Origin of the sequence: Halobellus sp., from assembly GCF_042218505.1 — an archaeon.
In the GTDB taxonomy this organism is placed as follows: Archaea; Halobacteriota; Halobacteria; order Halobacteriales; family Haloferacaceae; genus Haloquadratum.
Genome location: NZ_JBDGQZ010000013.1, coordinates 17,177 through 33,980, shown reverse-complemented (window position 1 = coordinate 33,980; position 16,804 = coordinate 17,177). Strand labels below are relative to the sequence as shown.

The 16,804-nt window shown below is 59.6% G+C and carries 12 protein-coding genes; 8 read left to right on the top strand and 4 right to left on the bottom strand.

Translation table 11 applies throughout. From position 1 onward, the window contains the following. Window positions 1-88 precede the first annotated feature (88 nt). The 3 genes from ABEI27_RS03580 to ABEI27_RS03570 form a co-directional block, all read right to left on the bottom strand. Complete coding sequence (locus ABEI27_RS03580; RefSeq protein WP_375798041.1) at window positions 89-1,039, bottom strand: hypothetical protein; 951 nt, start codon at window positions 1,037-1,039, stop codon at window positions 89-91. After that, the gene (locus tag ABEI27_RS03575) at window positions 1,039-2,757 is read right to left on the bottom strand and encodes a hypothetical protein (RefSeq protein WP_375798040.1); all 1,719 of its coding nucleotides are present in this window, start codon (window positions 2,755-2,757) and stop codon (window positions 1,039-1,041) included. Before ABEI27_RS03575 ends, ABEI27_RS03580 begins: the two co-directional genes overlap by 1 nt. A gap of 76 nt (window positions 2,758-2,833) precedes the next feature. After that, window positions 2,834-3,229 (bottom strand): universal stress protein, encoded by a 396-nt coding sequence (locus tag ABEI27_RS03570; RefSeq protein ID WP_375798039.1) that lies wholly within the window; start codon window positions 3,227-3,229, stop codon window positions 2,834-2,836. A gap of 147 nt (window positions 3,230-3,376) precedes the next feature. Here ABEI27_RS03570 and ABEI27_RS03565 point away from each other — a divergent pair, with 147 nt between their 5' ends. The 8 genes from ABEI27_RS03565 to ABEI27_RS03530 all read left to right on the top strand — a co-directional run bounded on the left by ABEI27_RS03565 (window position 3,377) and on the right by ABEI27_RS03530 (window position 15,018). Then, window positions 3,377-5,005: a BCCT family transporter gene (locus ABEI27_RS03565; RefSeq protein ID WP_375798038.1), complete on the top strand. Its 1,629-nt coding sequence runs from the start codon at window positions 3,377-3,379 to the stop codon at window positions 5,003-5,005. Window positions 5,006-5,086: 81 nt separating this feature from the next. Then, complete coding sequence (locus ABEI27_RS03560; RefSeq protein ID WP_375798037.1) at window positions 5,087-6,223, top strand: dipeptidase; 1,137 nt, start codon at window positions 5,087-5,089, stop codon at window positions 6,221-6,223. A gap of 322 nt (window positions 6,224-6,545) precedes the next feature. Then, the gene (locus ABEI27_RS03555; RefSeq protein ID WP_375798036.1) at window positions 6,546-7,337 is read left to right on the top strand and encodes an IclR family transcriptional regulator; all 792 of its coding nucleotides are present in this window, start codon (window positions 6,546-6,548) and stop codon (window positions 7,335-7,337) included. Between the two features lie 1,153 nt (window positions 7,338-8,490). Beyond that, window positions 8,491-10,479, top strand: a complete 1,989-nt coding sequence (locus ABEI27_RS03550) for an ABC transporter permease (RefSeq protein WP_375798035.1) — start codon at window positions 8,491-8,493, stop codon at window positions 10,477-10,479. Next, window positions 10,472-11,269 carry an ABC transporter ATP-binding protein gene (locus ABEI27_RS03545; RefSeq protein ID WP_375798034.1) on the top strand — a complete coding sequence of 266 codons (798 nt, stop codon included), beginning with the start codon at window positions 10,472-10,474 and terminating at the stop codon, window positions 11,267-11,269. The genes ABEI27_RS03550 and ABEI27_RS03545 overlap by 8 nt, the downstream gene beginning before the upstream one ends. Beyond that, entirely contained in the window at window positions 11,266-12,045 is a 780-nt protein-coding gene (locus tag ABEI27_RS03540) for an ABC transporter ATP-binding protein (RefSeq protein WP_375798033.1), read from the top strand. Before ABEI27_RS03545 ends, ABEI27_RS03540 begins: the two co-directional genes overlap by 4 nt. A 92-nt stretch (window positions 12,046-12,137) precedes the next feature. Then, a complete protein-coding gene (locus ABEI27_RS03535) occupies window positions 12,138-13,466 on the top strand; it encodes an ABC transporter substrate-binding protein (RefSeq protein WP_375798032.1) in 1,329 nt (442 codons plus the stop codon). A 37-nt stretch (window positions 13,467-13,503) separates the two neighbouring features. Continuing rightward, window positions 13,504-15,018: an FGGY family carbohydrate kinase gene (locus ABEI27_RS03530; protein WP_375798031.1), complete on the top strand. Its 1,515-nt coding sequence runs from the start codon at window positions 13,504-13,506 to the stop codon at window positions 15,016-15,018. A 253-nt stretch (window positions 15,019-15,271) separates the two neighbouring features. Here ABEI27_RS03530 and ABEI27_RS03525 read toward each other — a convergent pair whose 3' ends face one another. Continuing rightward, complete coding sequence (locus tag ABEI27_RS03525) at window positions 15,272-16,759, bottom strand: carotenoid oxygenase family protein (protein WP_375798030.1); 1,488 nt, start codon at window positions 16,757-16,759, stop codon at window positions 15,272-15,274. Between the last annotated feature and the right edge of the window lie 45 nt (window positions 16,760-16,804).

Genomic DNA, 16,804 nt, shown 5'->3' with positions numbered 1-16,804 from the left:
TGTCAGGAAGTCCGCTCGGACCTCCGCATCGGCGCAGCAGTAGCAAGAATTTTTTCGTTTCATTAAATAAGAATTTCGATACTGCCCCTCACTCGTTGATTCCGGATCCCGCACCCTGGTAGGACCCCTCGAACTCCGGGGCGAGGATCTCGCTGCTGTACTCGAAGATGTCCTGGAAGGCTGACTCTTCAATCTGGACACCGTTGTTCAGCAGTCGCTCCACACGCGGGCCGACGCCGCTCGGGTGGAACGTCTCGGTGAACTCGGCTTCTCGCGATTCGACGAACTCCTCGACGGTGTTCTGTGCGCCGCCGGCGTACCGTGGGTGATTCGGATCGATACAGATCGTGATGAATCCGGAGTCACCGTCGAGTTCAGCCCACTCGGACGGCTCCAGCGAACTTCGCAGGAGCGTCGTCAACAGATGCTCTTCGGCAGCGAGTTGCTCGTCGACCGCGCGAGTCAAGAGCGATTGGACCAGCGGACTCTGACGGCGCTCTTCGAGTCCCGCGTCGATGATATTCGTGATCTCTGTCTGAGTGGCTGACGGCCCGTCGAGACGCTTCTCGACGACGGTCGGATACGGTTCTTCCGGGACGCCGAGAACGGCCCCCGATCCGTTCTCGTCCGCATAGACTGTCATCTCGACGTATCCACGCTTCCCTGCTCGGTAGGCCTGATGACCCAGGGCGTCCAGGGTCGCATCGCCGGCAGCAATGGTCGTACAGGCGATGCCGACTCCGTTCTGTTCCGCCAGCGAGCACCCCAGATCCACGGCTGGGTTGATAGAGACGATGCTCGGTTGAGCACCGCTATCGATCACGGAGATCTCCTCGCCGCACACGTCGATAGACAGGGCCGTCCGGTCGAACGTGTCGAGTTCCTCCAGCACTCTATGAAGCGTCGACAAGCCAGTCCCTCGATACGCCTCCATCCACCAGATCGTTTCAGCGTTGGCCCTGGCTGGCCCCTGGTCGAACCCGGCAACGCGGAAACACCGCTCGGCGAGTTGCAAGACTTCCCGCACACTCAGGTGCATCAGTTCTGCCTCCATTTGTCCGCCCGCTCGGGCTTCTCCGGATACAGCCAGTAGGACTCATCACCGTGCTTGACGTCGACCGGGATCGGCGCGCCCTGAAAGAACGTGCCCCGAACCCACCCCTGTGATTTCGGATGTGCCTTCTGGATTCCCCAGATCGCTTTGAGACACGAAATCAACGACAGCGGAACGAAGTCCTTGCCCAGCGGGTTGGCCCGAACTTCGGCGTACGGGAGGTTGTGAACGGTCTGGACGCGTTCGACGATACTGCGGTGTTCCGGATGCTCGATGAGGAACTCCGCGACGGTGTCGGTCGGTCCGTACGGCTGCAGGTCGAGTTCGAGCCGCTGAACCTGCCGTGCGATGTCGATCGGAAGCCCATAATCCTCGTACTCGTGTTCGCCCCTGATTCCCAGGCGCGGTTCCTCGCTGTCGATTGACCGATACCAGAAGTACCGCTGGGACCCCGGCGCAGTCAGGTCGATGTCGAGCGCCCACTGGTAACTCTCGAGAACCTGTGATTGGAGTCGGTCCAGCGTCATCCCGGGCACGATGTCGCTCTCTTCTTTGACAGTCAACGTGTTCTCGAGTCCCTGACAGACCTCCGGATACACGTCGAGCAACAGAGAGTGCAACACTTCCTGACTCTCCGTCCCGACTGTCTCCGCCGCCCACTCACACAGGTCGGCCCAGAGCGTCGGCTCACCTGCGGACTCCTCCCTGGCCGCGAGCCGCTCGTCGATCAGCGCCAACTCATCGGCGACCTGGTCCTTCGATTGGAAGAACTCCTTCGTCTCGCTTTCGTCCGTCCGGAACCACCGCGTCGCGTCCGCCAGCAGGCTCTCCAACCGGCGGACCTCCTCCGTCGTCGGCTCGATGGTCTTCACGCGGGCTATCGCGACTTCCCGGGCCCGGATCCAGGTGTGGATCAGTTGTGGATGGTTGATGACGTAATGGATGATGCCGATTCCCGAGGAGTTGCCAGTGCCCAGATAGCGTTTGATCTCGTAGTCCAGCGTCGTTGCGTCCGCGCTTCGACTCGCTGCCATCTCCTCGGCGGCGTCGAACCCGTAGATGCGGAGCAGCCAGATCGTGAGCATCTGCGCGATGTATGGCCCGCCCAACGGATGGTCGTCGTCCATCGCTTTGAACTCCTTCGTCCCGTTCAGCCCGTTCCCGTAGTACCCCGACGAACGGGTGAGATACCCGCCCTTCGCCAGTCGCTCGATGTCGGGTTGGTGGCCGGCCGCGAGCGACTCGACGACGTGGTCGAAGACGCGAGTGCTGCGATTCCCACGCGTCCAGATCAGGATGTCCGACGTCGCGCGCCCTTCGCGAACTTTAGGTAGTTCTTCGTACTGTGCCTCCATCAGTTCCGCAGACGGTTCGCCCTCACACAGAAAGCCCCACATATCCCAGTCATCAGCGACGATGCGGCCGGTGTGGTCGCCTTCACCAGCCTGATGAGAGAAGACACAGAAAGAAAACCGGCGCGATGGCGTGTCGACCCGGTACACCGCGCGCCCGACGCCGTGCTCGTCGTATCCTCCTTGGGCCCGTTCGACCTCCCACTGTTCTCGCGTCATCTTGTCCATCAGCAGTCGCGCGAAACTCAATCGCGTCTGCTTGAGGGAGGCAAGTCGCTCCGGTTGCATCAGTTGCGACGGATCGCGGAGCGACCCAGCCTCGAATCCATCCGTATCTCTATTCACTGGCATTCAGAACGCTGTTGTCTATTCCTTCACTTAAAATTATTGGGTATCGTTAACGGGGTCGTTCGGTTTCGACGCGCGATCAGCCAGTAACGACCACGGGCCGCTCAGTCGAGTAGATCACGTCTTGTGTGCTACTCCCGACTAACACCTTCGCGACACCCGATCGCTTTCGGCCGCCCATCACGATCTGGTCTGCGTCGATCTCGTCGGCGTGGTCGATAATCTCGCGTGAAACCGTCCCGACCGCGGCTGCACGGTCGAGGGAGACACCCGCAGCGTCCAGTGCGTCGGCGGCCGCGACCGCGGAATCGACCTCCTCGAAATCGCGCGGTCCGTCAGAGTACTCCTCGCGCGGGGTCACGTAGAGGACTGTCGCTCGTACCGATTCCGTGGCGCTCGGCAGCGAGGCTACGTACTCTGCCTGATGTCCGGCTCGCTCTTCGTCCGTGTCGACTGGTACGAGTACGTCGTACATCGTTTGCGGCTCCCCGATGTATAAACATAAAATTATGGGTAGTTTTTGAGTCTCGGTAGTCGCTGGAGGAACTATGTGTCCAGCGCGCGGGCCATACCATCACAAATTATAAGTACAAAAAACTAAGAAGGATTCAGTAGACATAGTATGTCCAGTTCCCCAGACACAGGAGTCATTAGCGAATTCATCGACGAGATCGACCCGATCCCATTCGTGGTTGGGGCGTTGGTGACGTTGGCCTTCGTCTTCGTGGCCGGGTTCAGAACAGAGTGGATGAGTCAACAGTTGAGTACGGCGTTCAACGTCTTCGGGCAGGGGCTCGCGTGGATGTACCTCGGCTCGATGAGTGCACTCTTGATCGTCGGAGTGTACCTGATGTTGAGTAAGTACGGGCGAATCAAACTCGGCGATGGCTCGCCCGAGTACAGTTACTTCTCGTACGTGGCGATGTTCTTCTCGGCGGGCCTCTCCGCAGGAATCGTGTTCTTCGGGCCCGTCGAGGCGCTCACCCACTACAGTAGCGTACCGCCCCTGTTCGCGAGTGGGGTCGAAGCAAACTCCCAGGCGGCGATGGTGCCGGCCCTCGCGTACAGTATCTTCCACTACGGCATCCACGCGTGGGGCGGCTACCTCGCAATCGGGATCCCAGTCGCGTACTACGTGTACAACCACGGGATGCCGATGCGGACGTCGACAGCGCTCGCTCCGCTCCTCGGCGAGAAGAACCTCGACGGCGTCGTCGGCCAGACGGTCGATACGCTGGCAGTCGTGGCGACGCTCGGCGGAATCGCGACTGGACTTGGGTTCATTGCTCAACAGTTGCTTGCCGGTGTCACGTATCGGACTGGAATCCAGTTCGGGGACGTCGAGACGATCATTGCCGTCGTCGGCATCACGGTGATCTTCACGCTCTCACTCATCGCCGGCGTCGACCGAGGAATCAGGCGACTCTCTGATTTCAACATCGTGATGATGGTCGTCCTGTTGCTCGTTGCGCTCGTGCTGGGACCGACGCTCAACGTCCTGAACACGGGTGTGGCGGCGCTCGGGACTTACGTCCAGAACATCGGTCAGATGAGCCTCTTCACGGGGTCCGGGACCGAGGGCGGTGCAGGGTGGACATCGTTCTGGACCGTCTTCTACTGGTCGTGGTGGATTGCGTGGGCGCCGTTCGTGGGCCTGTTCCTCGCGCGGATCTCGAAGGGTCGCACCATCCGGGAGGTGCTCTTCACGGCCCTCATTACGATGACGGGCGTCTCGTTCGTGTGGTTCACTGTCGTCGGTGGCACGTCGATGTGGCTGCAAAACTCCGGCGTTGTCGATATCCTCGGTGCAGTCAGTCAGTACGGCGACGGTGTCGCGGGCTACGTGCTCTTCGAGTCCTTCCCGCTCGGGGACCTCTGGGGGGCGATCTTCCTGATCCTCGTCATCACGTTCTTCGCGACCTCTGCAGACTCGTCGACGCTCGCGGTCGCGTTCCTGACTACGGGTGGGAAGGAGGATCCATCGAGCGTTAACCGCCTGTTCTGGGGCGTTCTGCAGGGAGTCATCGCGTCGATCCTCATCGTGCTCGGTGGGGCCAGCGCGCTGCGGACCTCAGTTATCGTCACCGGCGCTCCGTTCGCCATCGTGTGCTTGCTCGCCTTCGCGTTGTTCCTCGTGCGGTTGGGACAGGACCACACGCCAATAGTGTTCGAATCCGGGTTCTCCTGGTTCAGTGAACCGGAACAGAGCGTGAGTCCAGACGAGAGTACCGCGATAAGCGACGACGACTGACGAACCCGTCACGCTCCTCGTCGTCTTATCGGCGCGCTCACGACCGAACTATTAATATTGTTCGCTGGTGTCTACTTCAGTATGTCTGAGCAGAGGCCTGTCTTCGATTACGCAGCATCCGCACCGTGGGAGCAGGTGATCCGGGCCTATGGGGGCCGTGAGGAACTCAACGAGGAGATCAGACGACTGGTCGCAGACGGCCTCTCGAAAGACGAGTGCTGGGAGCGGATCTGGGACCACGAAGTGGACCGGTTCGAGACAGATCCGGAGTTTCGAAAGGCTGTCCAGCGGGTCTATCAGACGACAGGAGTCGATGTCATCAGCGTCACTCCCTGGGTTCACGAGCAGGGTGTCGCCGAACACGTGGGGCAGCGGCGCGATCTCTCTCGGTGGCAATCACGGTTCAACGCGGCCGACTGGCTTCGGAAGATCACCTCCCCCGACGAGATGCGGCAGGTAGCACGCACTGACGAAGTGGGTGTCGTTCTGAACACGCAGAACGTCGGTGGCGCAATCAACGGGTCGATAGACACCATCGACGTTCTCTACAACGAGGGAGTCAGGATCTTCCAACTCACCTATAACTACCAGAACCTCCTCGGCACCGGATGTAACGATCCGTCCGAAGGTGGACTGTCTTCGTTCGGCCGGGAGGCGGTAGATCGGATCAACGAACTGGGCGGCATCGTGGATCTCTCACATTGTGGGAAGCAGACGACGCTCGATGCCATCGAATACTCAGACGATCCCGTCGCTGTGACCCACGCCGGATGCCAGGCTGTCGCGGACCACTACCGCGGCAAGTCCGACAGGGAGATCGAGGCGCTCGCCCGGGCTGGCGGATATATGGGAGTCGTTGGTCTCCCGTGGTTCATCGCTCCCGGTGACGAGAATCCAACGCTCGACGTGCTTGCAGACCATTTAGAACACGCGAGTTCGATTCTCGGCTCCGACAACGTCGGCATTGGAACCGATTTCTTCCCCGCAGACTCGCAGTTCCCCGAGGAACTGCTGAGTTACTACAAGGAGTTCATCATCGGTCTCGGGTTCGACCGTGAAAAGGTCGAATCGAGAACGATTGCAGACGGCATTGGACGGTTCGAGACCTACGAGGACTGGCCGGTGATCCCTCAGAAACTCCGCAAGCGGCTCGATTCTGACGAAGTCGAGGGAATCTTGGGCGGGAATTTCCTGAATTACTGGGAGCGTGCGGTCTGACGCCTGAATCGTCGGTGAAAGGCAGCACAAGATCGGTCTCGGCACAGTCGAATCTGTTCTCGTACACAGTCAAAGCCCACACGCGGATTCGAGACGCGAACTTCGCTTTCATCGAGTGGCAAACGCCCAACTGATAGCGGATATACGATTTTACTCTCATATCACAGTGCGAGGGGCTGTGCCCCACCGGTACACACACGAAGATACACGACCTCGACCCATACACTCAGTAATTATACATAATAATTAATCATTTTATGCACTTATCGAACCTTCGCGTCCCGGCCGGGGGCGGGTATCCGCTAGTCTATCACAAACATATATGCCGTTACAGACCCTGCATAGGTGTATGGGCCTCAACGATTCGCCGAAACGCTCCGTAAAAACGGCGGACACAATATTCGGAATTGTCGAATTCCTTCTCGAGAACGGTGGGTCAGGTGTGAAAGAAATCGCTGAGAACCAGGAAATGGCCCAGAGTACGGTCCACAGCCATCTGGCGACCCTCCTCGATCACGAATACGTCGTGAAGGACGGGACGACGTACCGGCCAAGTCTGAAGTTCCTCGATCACGGAATTCAGGCCCGGAGCGAACTCTCGCTGACGCACGCCGCGAAACCAGTCATCGAACAACTTTCGACGGATACCGGAGAAGTCGCCTGGGTCGTCGTCGAGGAGCACGGTCGTGCGGTGTATCTGATGAAAAGCAGTGGCGAAAACGCCGTCCGTACCCGAGGCAGAGTCGGGCGGCGGACGACGATGCACGACATTGCGGCAGGAAAAGCCATTCTCGCGCACCTGCCGGAGTCCCGTGTCGAGGACATCGTCGACAGTTTCGGTCTCCCGAAGCGGACTGAGAATACGGTCACAGAGGAGGAAACGCTGTACGAAGAGTTTGAAACGATCCGCGAGCAGGGATACGCGATCAACGACGGCGAGACCACTGAGAAGGTCCGAGCGGTGGCGAGTCCAATTATTTGGGACGACGAGGTCCGCGGTGCCGTCGGTATTGCCGGTCCTAAACACCGACTGAGTGGCACTCGATTCACCGAATCGATCCCCTCGAAGATCCTCGAGGCCGTGGACACAATCGAACTGAAGCTTGAGTACTAGTCCACATTTGATTCGGTATTTGCATAAATATAAGTCTTCTTATACATAGGCTCAACCCAGCGAGCTTCAGATGCGTAAATGGATTCTAACAAACAAATGTACGCTTGTTATAATCTGGCTCGGTGCGTTTGAACACTTGCTCCAGATGCGTAGAAATTGGGATTACCGCTGTTCTGTCGACAGAGCGAATTCTACAAATCTCGTCTCATCGGCTATTCTACAGTTTTGAGCGGAAGAGCACAATGTACCAACTCACATAGTAGTTTTTTCAGTGAATACTTCCGACGTACATATGATTAACTACTAATCAATGGTGATCTTGATAGTTGTAGTAAATTACTATTTGAACTATCGTACAGGTCTGACTGCGTCAACAGAATGCGCCTCGAAAGAGGCAGTTCATTGGAGGTCGATCCGATCATCAATGATATCAAAGCGATGTACGCCGTTTGCGGCGTTTTGAATCCCGTCGTTGACTTTTCTAGAAGATCTTGTGAGGTTCAACGCTACAGTAGATCGATACCCTATCGCGACTCCAACCGAGCCAAAATGAACGCTTGAACCAAATAGAAATGTAGTTGATGAACAACTCTATGCGGTGGACTTCACATATGTATATTGAGTCTCTGTCTGTTACATATGCAAGTAGTATAAGAATTCTAGTAAGATAGTATAAGTATAATATATATGTTAATAATGCGAATGCAACACTACGATCAACCAACGTACATATCTAGCAGAATCTATTCCAACACTCACGTTGGATACGTTAGTCTCCCCCAATTCGGCCGTTCGAGAGATGACCACCTGGCGCAGTTGCCGGTTCGGTCATTCGAGATCCCCGCTGAATTGCGTCGCTATCGCTGCGAGTGACCATCCTTCTCCGTAGAGTACGCGAATGAGAGAATCGGGACGGCGACCTCCCACTGTAGCATAGGTGACACGTGAGAGCGAGGCGTATCGCGCCACGGGCTGAGTGAGGCCCCATACCAGTATGACAGTGTATTGGATAGATTGAGTATCCACCGCCACACGAACACCGGCTGTTTACGAACCGGAGCCCGCCTGCTCCCCGCTCATAGACGCCATACGGCTGGGCCTCCCGACACATTTATCGAAGCAGGACTGTTCGCCCCCACATAGCAAACCCAAGATGGTGCCGGCTACACAACTTCTGGACGTGTTCCTGAACGGACTCACGATCGGGATGGTCTACGTGCTCGTCGCCGCAGGGCTGTCAGTAGTTTTCGGTGTGATGGGCGTGCTGAACCTCGCACACGGGGAGTTCCTCGCGCTCGGTGCGTACTTCGCCTTCTCCCTCGTCACCGGTTTCGAGGCAGGCGGATTCTGGATCGCGCTCATCGCAGTGCCGGCCGTGGTGGGTGTCATCGGAGCCGTCACTGAACAACAACTCATCAACAGGGTGTACGGACGCGGGCAGTTAGCACAGATACTGCTTACCTTCGGCCTCCTGCTCATTGCCTACGACCTCAGGCGGTTTATTTGGGGAACGAGTCCGAAGTTCTTCTCGCCGCCATCGCTGATCAATCAGACGGTGTCTGTCTTCGGCTTCTCGTACTCCGGATACAACTACTTCATCATCGTCAGTGGTGGGTTGCTCGCGATATCTATCTGGGCGCTACTCCGTTACACCCGGTTTGGCCTCGTTATCAGAGCCGGGTCAGAGGACCGTTCGATGGTTCGAAACCTCGGCGTGGACATTGACAAGTACTACACGCTCGTGTTTGGGTTCGGGGCGGCGTTGGCTGCGTTCGGTGGCATCGTCCTCGGCGGGTACCAGAACATCAGCCTTGGAATGGGCAATGCGGTCATCATCCCGGCGTTCGTCATTGTCGTCCTCGGCGGTCTGGGGAGTTTCAGAGGGGCCGTAGTCGGCGGATTGCTCGTCGGCTTGATCCAAAGCGCAGTCAGTACGTACGTTCCGCAGATCCAGGGCCTCGTCATCTTCCTCCTGATGATCGGGGTGCTGCTCGTCCGTCCGAGCGGGCTCTTCGGTCGGCCGACGGACCAGATGAGCGCGAATCGATCTGAACCGAGTGAGTTCGTGAGCGGACTCGGCGGGGGCGTACTGACTGCCCAGTGGCGGCGGCGGGCAGGCATTGGTGTGGTTGCAGTCTTGACGCTGGTTCCGGTGTTCAAAGGGATTCTGTACTCGGACTTCGTCGTCTCACTGCTGATCACCGTGTTCATCTGGGCGCTCTTCGCCCTGAGTCTGGACATTGTGCTTGGGTATACCGGCTTGATCTCGCTGGGACACGCGCTCTTCTACGGACTCGGCGCGTACACGACGATCTTGGTGCTGTTGTACGTCTCACCGTCAGCACTCGTTGCTGCGACCATCGCAATAGTGGTGACAGCGGCCGTCGCGTGGGTCGTGGGGCATTTGGCGATTCGCGTCTCGGGCGTATACTTCGTTATGATCACGCTCGCATTCGCGGAAATCGCCTACCAACTGGTGGTGAACTTCGACGTCACTGGCGGTAACAGCGGGCTGTTCGGAGCCCCCGAACCGGTGTACGGCATCGGGCCGATCGGGGTCCGCTTCAACGAGGTGTTGATCGGCGTCGAACCGCTCGCGTTCACTGGTGACTCGCTGTTCTACTATCTGTCATTGGTTGTCCTCGTCGTCACATATCTCGGTGTTCGCCGAATTATGCACGCCCCCTTCGGAACGGTCCTCCAGTCGATCCGTGAGAGCGAACTGCGAGCGCGATTCGTCGGCTACCCCGTGCAGGCGGTCAAACGGCAGGCGTTCGTGCTGAGCAGTTCCATTGCTGGACTCGCTGGAGTCTTGTTCGCGTTGAACAACGGGTTCGTCGCGCCGGATCTGATGAACTGGATCAATAGCGGCAACGGCATTATTATGGTCGTTCTCGGGGGGTCCGGAACGCTTTACGGGCCGGTGATCGGCGCGGCCGTGTTCACGCTCGTCGAGAAGCAACTCTCGTCTGCGATTCCGTGGTGGCGGCTGTTGCTCGGCAGCCTGTTCGTGTTCGTCGTTCTCTTCCTCCCGAAGGGGTTGATCTCGCTGCCGACGACCCTACAGACGCTTCCCCAGCGACGAACTGATGGGCAACCGCTCCCGAACGACGAGAGAACGGAGGTGGAGTCCGATGACTGATGCATCCGCCCGCCAGACCGCGAGAGGAGAGACAGCGTTCCTCCAGACTGAGGGTCTCACGAAGCGGTTCGGACAGTTCACCGCGCTCGACCACGTCGACCTGTCGATCGAACGCGGAGAGTTCCACAGCGTCATCGGCCCCAACGGAGCGGGCAAGACGACGCTGTTCAACCTGATTAGCGGGGCACTGCAACCGACGGCGGGGTCGATCCGCCTCGGCACCACCGATCTGACGGGTCTTTCTCCCGCGGAACGCGTATCCGAGCGATTGGCGCGCTCGTTCCAACTCACGACGGTTTTCAACGGACTGTCCGTCCGCGAAAACGTCCGACTCGCGGCGCAGGCGGAAGCGTTTACCGAAATGTCGTCCGTGCGGCGACTCCTCTCGAAGCCGAGTCGATTCGACGACATCAACGACCACACGGCCTCGGTTCTCGAAGATCTCAGGCTGACCGACGTCGCGGAAACGCAGGCGAGCAATCTATCGTACGGCGATCGCCGGCGCCTCGAGGTGGGACTCGTCCTAGCGACGGATCCGGAGGTGGTGCTACTCGACGAACCGACTGCCGGAATGAGTAGCGACGAAACATCCGAAACGATGGCGCTACTCGACGACGTGCTCACCGACAGAACCGTCGTCCTAGTCGAACACAACGTGGATCTCGTCCTGCGAGCCTCCGATCGAATCACGACGCTGAGCAACGGCGAGGTGATCGCGACCGGAACACCGGAGGAGATTGCGTCCGATCCGGACGTTAGAGACGCGTATCTCGGAGGGTATACTCAATGACGCGGACTGGCGACATCTCGAACGCTGGCGACGAAAGACTCGACGACCCCCTGCTCAGGGTGGAGAATGTCACAGCGGGGTACGGAGAGACCACGGTGCTACAGGAAGTGAGTTTCGACGTGGGCGAGGGCGAGGTCGTCGGTCTCGTCGGCCGGAATGGGGTCGGAAAGACGACCACGCTTCGGACGGTCACGGGTGAGATCAGACCGAGAGCGGGAACAATTGCGTACGATGGTGAGGCCATCACCGACGCAACGCCCGAAGAAACCGTTAAACGGGGCATCGCTCTAGTGCCCGAAGAGCGTCGAATCTTCGGCGACCTCTCCGTTCGGGAGAATCTCGAACTCGCAACAGTCGGTGTGACCACCCGGGACGACAGGTGGCGTATCGACGCCGTTCTGGAGCGGTTCGAGAATCTCGATGAGAAGCGATCTGCGGCTGGGAACACCCTGAGTGGCGGCGAACAGCAGATGCTCGCCATCGGTCGTGCCCTGGTGGGCAACGCGCAAACCTTGCTACTCGACGAACCGACAGAGGGTCTCGCACCGTACATCATCGAAAGCGTCGTCGAGACAATCGAGTCGCTGCGTGAGGCGGGTCTGACGATCGTTCTCGTCGAACAGAACGTTCATCTCGCACTCGATATCTGTGACTACATCTACGTGATGGAAGATGGACATATCGTCCACGAAGACGCGAGCGGGAATCTCGAAACGAAGCCAGCGGTTCTCGACCGGTACCTCGGCGTCAGCCTTCGTGAGAGTGAGGAGCACTGAGCGAGCGGAACGTGTCAAATCCCCATTGAGTGTTGCAGTGTCTCTCGATCTTACCCCGCAGAATTATATATCACACTTTAATATCGAACCCTATGGACGGAGCAGATGAGACGTCGGACGCGCAAGCGGCAGTTGATAGAAGACGGGCACTGCGGGCACTCGGAGGCGGTGCCCTCGCAACAGCACTCGGGACGGCGGGCTGTATTCAACAAACTGACGATGGCGGCACGGCCACGAGCACGTCCGAGAGCGACACCAGCAGCGGCGAGATGACGACCACGAGCAAGACCACTGGGAACCTCGGTTCGGAGTCCGTGACGATGGGGATTCTGGTCCCGACGAGTGGACCGTCAGCGCCGCTCGGGCAGGCACAGCGGCAGGGTGCAGAACTGGGCGTCCAGTACGTCAACGAGAGCGACGCGTTCGACTTCACGATCGATCCGGTGTACGAAGACACACAGACGGACTCCGCAACTGGTCTCCAGCGAGCACGGAAAGTCGTCGAGGACGACGGAGCGCAGTATATTCTCGGGGCGCTCGAAAGTTCCGTTGCCCTCGCTGTGGCCGACTTCGTTAGCCAGCAGGACGTCATCTACACGTCCGGGGCAGCGACAATCCAACTGACGGGGGAATCCTGCAACCAGAACACCTTCCGCACCGAAACGAACGCCGCACAACAGATGGCTGGCCTGGCCGACTTCGCCGCCCAGCGACTCGGCAGCAACCTCTGGCTTCACACCACTGACGACACGTACGGGAACTCGGCGGTCAACCAAATCAGGCGTCGAATCGAGGCCCAGAACCTCGATCTCCAGGTTGTCGGCGAGACGAAGCCCGCTAAGGGAACGAGCAACTACGGACCACAGATCAGCCAGGTATCGAACTCCGATGCCGACGTCCTCGCACTCCCCGAGACCGGGGCGGATCTAGTCAACTTTATGAAACAAGCCCGAGGTGCGGGTCTGATGGAAGATGTCGACATCATCGGCACGGCGCTCTTCGCCCGGGTGAGCCGGCAGGCGCTCGGTTCTGACGCCGTCGGCACGTACTCGTCGACGTTGTATAATCACAAACTCGAAACGGGTGACAACAGCGCGTTCGTCGACGCCTACCGCAACGAGTACGACAGCGTGCCCGGTAGTTTCGCACGCGTGGGGTACGACACCGTCCGGATGACTGCGAACGGCATCCAAGAAGCGGGCGCGACTGACCCCGCAGCGGTCAGAATGGCGATGGAGGGACTCGACGTCACGACGGCGCTCGGGACGTCACGGTTTCGGGAGTGCGATCATCAGGCTGTCAACCCCGTGTGGACGGGGAAAATCGTCGAAGGTGAGTCCATTCCGGCGGTCGAACTCCAGAACAAGGTGTCCGGCTCAGCGGCGATCCGTCCCTGCGAACGCACGGGATGCACCTTCTGAAAGACCAGTGAACGCAACACACCCACTGTAGATCGTTATGACAGGCCACGACGTTCTCGTTGCTGTCGATGCCGGCACCTCGACGATCAAAGCGGTCGCCTTCGATACGACCGGTGCCGAGATCGCGGTGAAGACGCGGGCGATCGAGACGTACCGACCGGCCACCGGTCACGCAGAGCAAGATATGTCGACAGTATGGACCTGCACGAGCGCGGCCATCGGTGAGGTCATCGACGAACTCCCGGCGAACGCGACGCCACTCGGCGTCAGTATCACCGGACAGGGTGACGGCCTGTGGGCAGTGACCGCCGACGGCGACCCGGCGAGAAATGCGATTCTCTGGTCGGATAGCCGGGCGTCCGTGATCTTGGACGAGTGGGACGAGCGTGGGCATCTTGCAACCATCGCCGATCAATGCGGATCGAACCCGTATCCCGGGATGAGCCTCCCGCTTCTGGCGTGGCTCGCCTGTGAGGAGCCGACACAGTTCGCTCGCATCGATACGGTCCTCTCGTGTAAAGACTGGCTCAATTACAAACTGACCGGCGAGCGGACTATCGACCACTGCGAGGCGACGGTTCCCTATCTCGACAAGACGACCGAGGAGTACGACCGCAGCGTCTTCGATCTCATCGACCTTCCGGAAGCGAAAGAACTGCTGCCGCCGTTGTCGTCGCCGACGGATGTCGTCGGGCAGGTCACACCCGAAGCGGCCGACGCGACGGGGCTCGAGGCCGGTCTCCCGGTCGTCGCTGGAGCCTTCGACGTGCCCACCTCCGCCATTGGGAGCGGAACGGTCACCCGCGGTGGGACGACTGTGACGCTCGGGACCTCCCTCACCGAGCAGGTGCTCGTCGATGGCCCACAGCCCGAAACCACGGGCATCCAAATGAGCCTGGGAGTAGAGGGGCTCTGGACGTACGCCATCGGATCGAACGCCGGGACGCCCAGTCTGGAGTGGGCAGCCGAGACAATCGCGGACGACGTTTCCCTGGCGGAACTTGAAGCCATCGCCGTGTCCGCGCCGCAGGGCAGCGACGGGGTGATGTATCACCCCTATCTGAGTACGACCGGCGAGCGAGGCCCATTCGTCGATCCGCACGCTCGCGGGCAGTTCATCGGATTGACGCCCGAACACGGCACTGAGTCGCTGGTTCGGTCCGTCTACGAGGGACTCTCCTTCGCTGTGCGTGACTGCGTCGAGCACCTCCCGGCGGACCCAACGACGGTGACTCTCACTGGCGGGGGGACGCGCTCGGAACTGTGGTGTCAGATGCTCGCAGACACCCTCGACTGTCCGGTCGAGGTTCCCGAAAGTTCAGAGCCGGGGGCGAAGGGAGCGGCGATCATCCTCGCGAACGCCGTCGGAGAGTTTCCCTCACTCGCCGCTGCGGCCGAGCAGATGATTTCGACAGAGCGGCGGCACGAGCCACGAGAGCGCGCCACAACGCAGTACGAGCGGCTCTACGAGGCCTACGCGTCGATTCGAGAAGAGATGTCGTCTGTCTGGGCGCACCGCGCCAAAGCGTACGACGAGCGCGCCCGCGAGTGACACCGACTGCGACTGTTCGCTGAGCGTCGGTATTTCGGCGGCGCTCTTGCTCACCGCCCCCGCGTCGTGATGTCGACAGTCAGACCGTTCGCTGAATCACTCGAGCAAGCGCTATAGTAGCGTTTGCACGTCTTCGCTCACTCGATCGCCCGACTGCGTGCGATCGGCCGTGCAATCAGTCGCAAACGCTACTATAGTTCCCGGCATCGGTGTCGATACCTCCATTCACGATGATCGAGAGATGAAGAAGCGGTTACTCGTTCGCCTTCGCTTTGAGTTCGGGGAAGTACCGACCGTGGAAGTCGAACGGAGCGGGATGTGGGAGATCGACCCGGGCGCGTTCGTCGAAACGTTCCCCGTCGAGGACAAGGAGCCGTGAGCGGTCGGCATCCACGTCCAGGGCGACCGTGAGCACAACACCTGAGTCCTCAGCAGCACCTCCCTGAGGGACGAAGACCGGCTCACCAAAGTAGTCCCCGCCACGCTGAAATTCAACGACATCGCCAGTTTCCGTATCGTACTTCATCACACCGGTTGCCCACTCGGTTGCGGGCTGATCCATACTCATCGCGTACACGTAACGGTGGGGTTGACACCAGCGAGCAGGGGAGACAGTCGGTAGCGCCGTCCCCTCATTGTACAGCATCTCCCGGTCGATCGTCGCTTCCTCCGTGTCGTACCGGGCCGTCCCGGTCACCCCGCCGATGTCGATTGTGAATCGCTCGAGACGTCCGGCGACGGCGTTCATATCGCCATTGCGGAGGCTGTCGAGTGAGAGGTCCGTGATGGCTGTCGCGTCCGGGATCGTCTCCAGATCCAAGACCAGTTCTGTTCCGGCGTCGCGTTCGAACGCGTTGACGTGGTGGAACCCGAACAGCGCGTCCGTGAGGGGATCAGCGACGAGCTCACCGCTGCTTCGATCGACCACGACGACTCGTGTCCCGCGGTCCGGTTGCCACTCGAACTGCTCGATGAAGGGGGCCTGTTGCCCCGGTTTGAAGAACGCTAAGGGGTCAACTCGTAGCGGGAACTCCGTGAGGACGACGTAGTGCGGAGTCAACGCGAAACTGTGCATATATGCCGGGGCGTCCGTCTCGACGCTGGCGATGTGTCGCCTCTGGCCGCCGTTAGTCAGCGCGTGTACGTGGTACTCGCTAGTGCGCCCGAACTCCGTCTCGACGTTGAACAGCGTCCCGGTCGACGGGTCCCGTTTCAGGTGTGCACACGCGAGTTGCCCGGCAGGTTCCGACCCGTCGTACTGAAAATGCCCGTCGACGGCGAGCGTATCCGGGTCCACCACGACCGCCCGAGGTGACTCTGTCAACGCGAGATAGCGGTCGCCCACCCGCTCGACGATGATGTTGGTGTTGTCGTAGGGTTCGGTGAACAGCGTTTTGAGCCGCTCTCGGAGCGTCGTCGATCCGGTGGCGAATCCGCCGTTAAACTCACCCGCTTGTGCCGCTTCGTACGCGTCCGTTTCGAGAAACCGGTTCCGATAGTGTACGGCGTCCTCGCTTCCGTCGACGGATCCGCCCGCTTCGTTCCCAGGATCGAAGGTGAACCGATAACACATCGCCATTCCGTCGAACCAGTGGTTGACGCTGTTCCCTTCTGAGAGCGAGAAGGCCCCGGGGCCGTTGCGGACGAGGCTCCCAGTTAACCATTCGGGGAGCGACCCGTCGACTGCGAGCGAAGCGGCCCGACTTTCTTCGAGCGAGTGGAAGCCAGGACGAGATTCCATATGTGATTCCAGTGCGGCAGCGGCTAAACGATACTGGTCGTGTGA

Coding starts and splice junctions, on each gene's coding strand:
- ABEI27_RS03560 (WP_375798037.1), top strand. CDS start 5,087: ATGTCTGAGCAGAGGCCTGTCTTCGATTACGCAGCATCCGCACCGTGG.
- ABEI27_RS03550 (WP_375798035.1), top strand. CDS start 8,491: ATGGTGCCGGCTACACAACTTCTGGACGTGTTCCTGAACGGACTCACG.
- ABEI27_RS03565 (WP_375798038.1), top strand. CDS start 3,377: ATGTCCAGTTCCCCAGACACAGGAGTCATTAGCGAATTCATCGACGAG.
- ABEI27_RS03545 (WP_375798034.1), top strand. CDS start 10,472: ATGACTGATGCATCCGCCCGCCAGACCGCGAGAGGAGAGACAGCGTTC.
- ABEI27_RS03580 (WP_375798041.1), bottom strand. CDS start 1,039: ATGCACCTGAGTGTGCGGGAAGTCTTGCAACTCGCCGAGCGGTGTTTC.
- ABEI27_RS03540 (WP_375798033.1), top strand. CDS start 11,266: ATGACGCGGACTGGCGACATCTCGAACGCTGGCGACGAAAGACTCGAC.
- ABEI27_RS03530 (WP_375798031.1), top strand. CDS start 13,504: ATGACAGGCCACGACGTTCTCGTTGCTGTCGATGCCGGCACCTCGACG.
- ABEI27_RS03535 (WP_375798032.1), top strand. CDS start 12,138: ATGGACGGAGCAGATGAGACGTCGGACGCGCAAGCGGCAGTTGATAGA.
- ABEI27_RS03570 (WP_375798039.1), bottom strand. CDS start 3,229: ATGTACGACGTACTCGTACCAGTCGACACGGACGAAGAGCGAGCCGGA.
- ABEI27_RS03555 (WP_375798036.1), top strand. CDS start 6,546: ATGCCGTTACAGACCCTGCATAGGTGTATGGGCCTCAACGATTCGCCG.
- ABEI27_RS03575 (WP_375798040.1), bottom strand. CDS start 2,757: ATGCCAGTGAATAGAGATACGGATGGATTCGAGGCTGGGTCGCTCCGC.
- ABEI27_RS03525 (WP_375798030.1), bottom strand. CDS start 16,759: ATGGAATCTCGTCCTGGCTTCCACTCGCTCGAAGAAAGTCGGGCCGCT.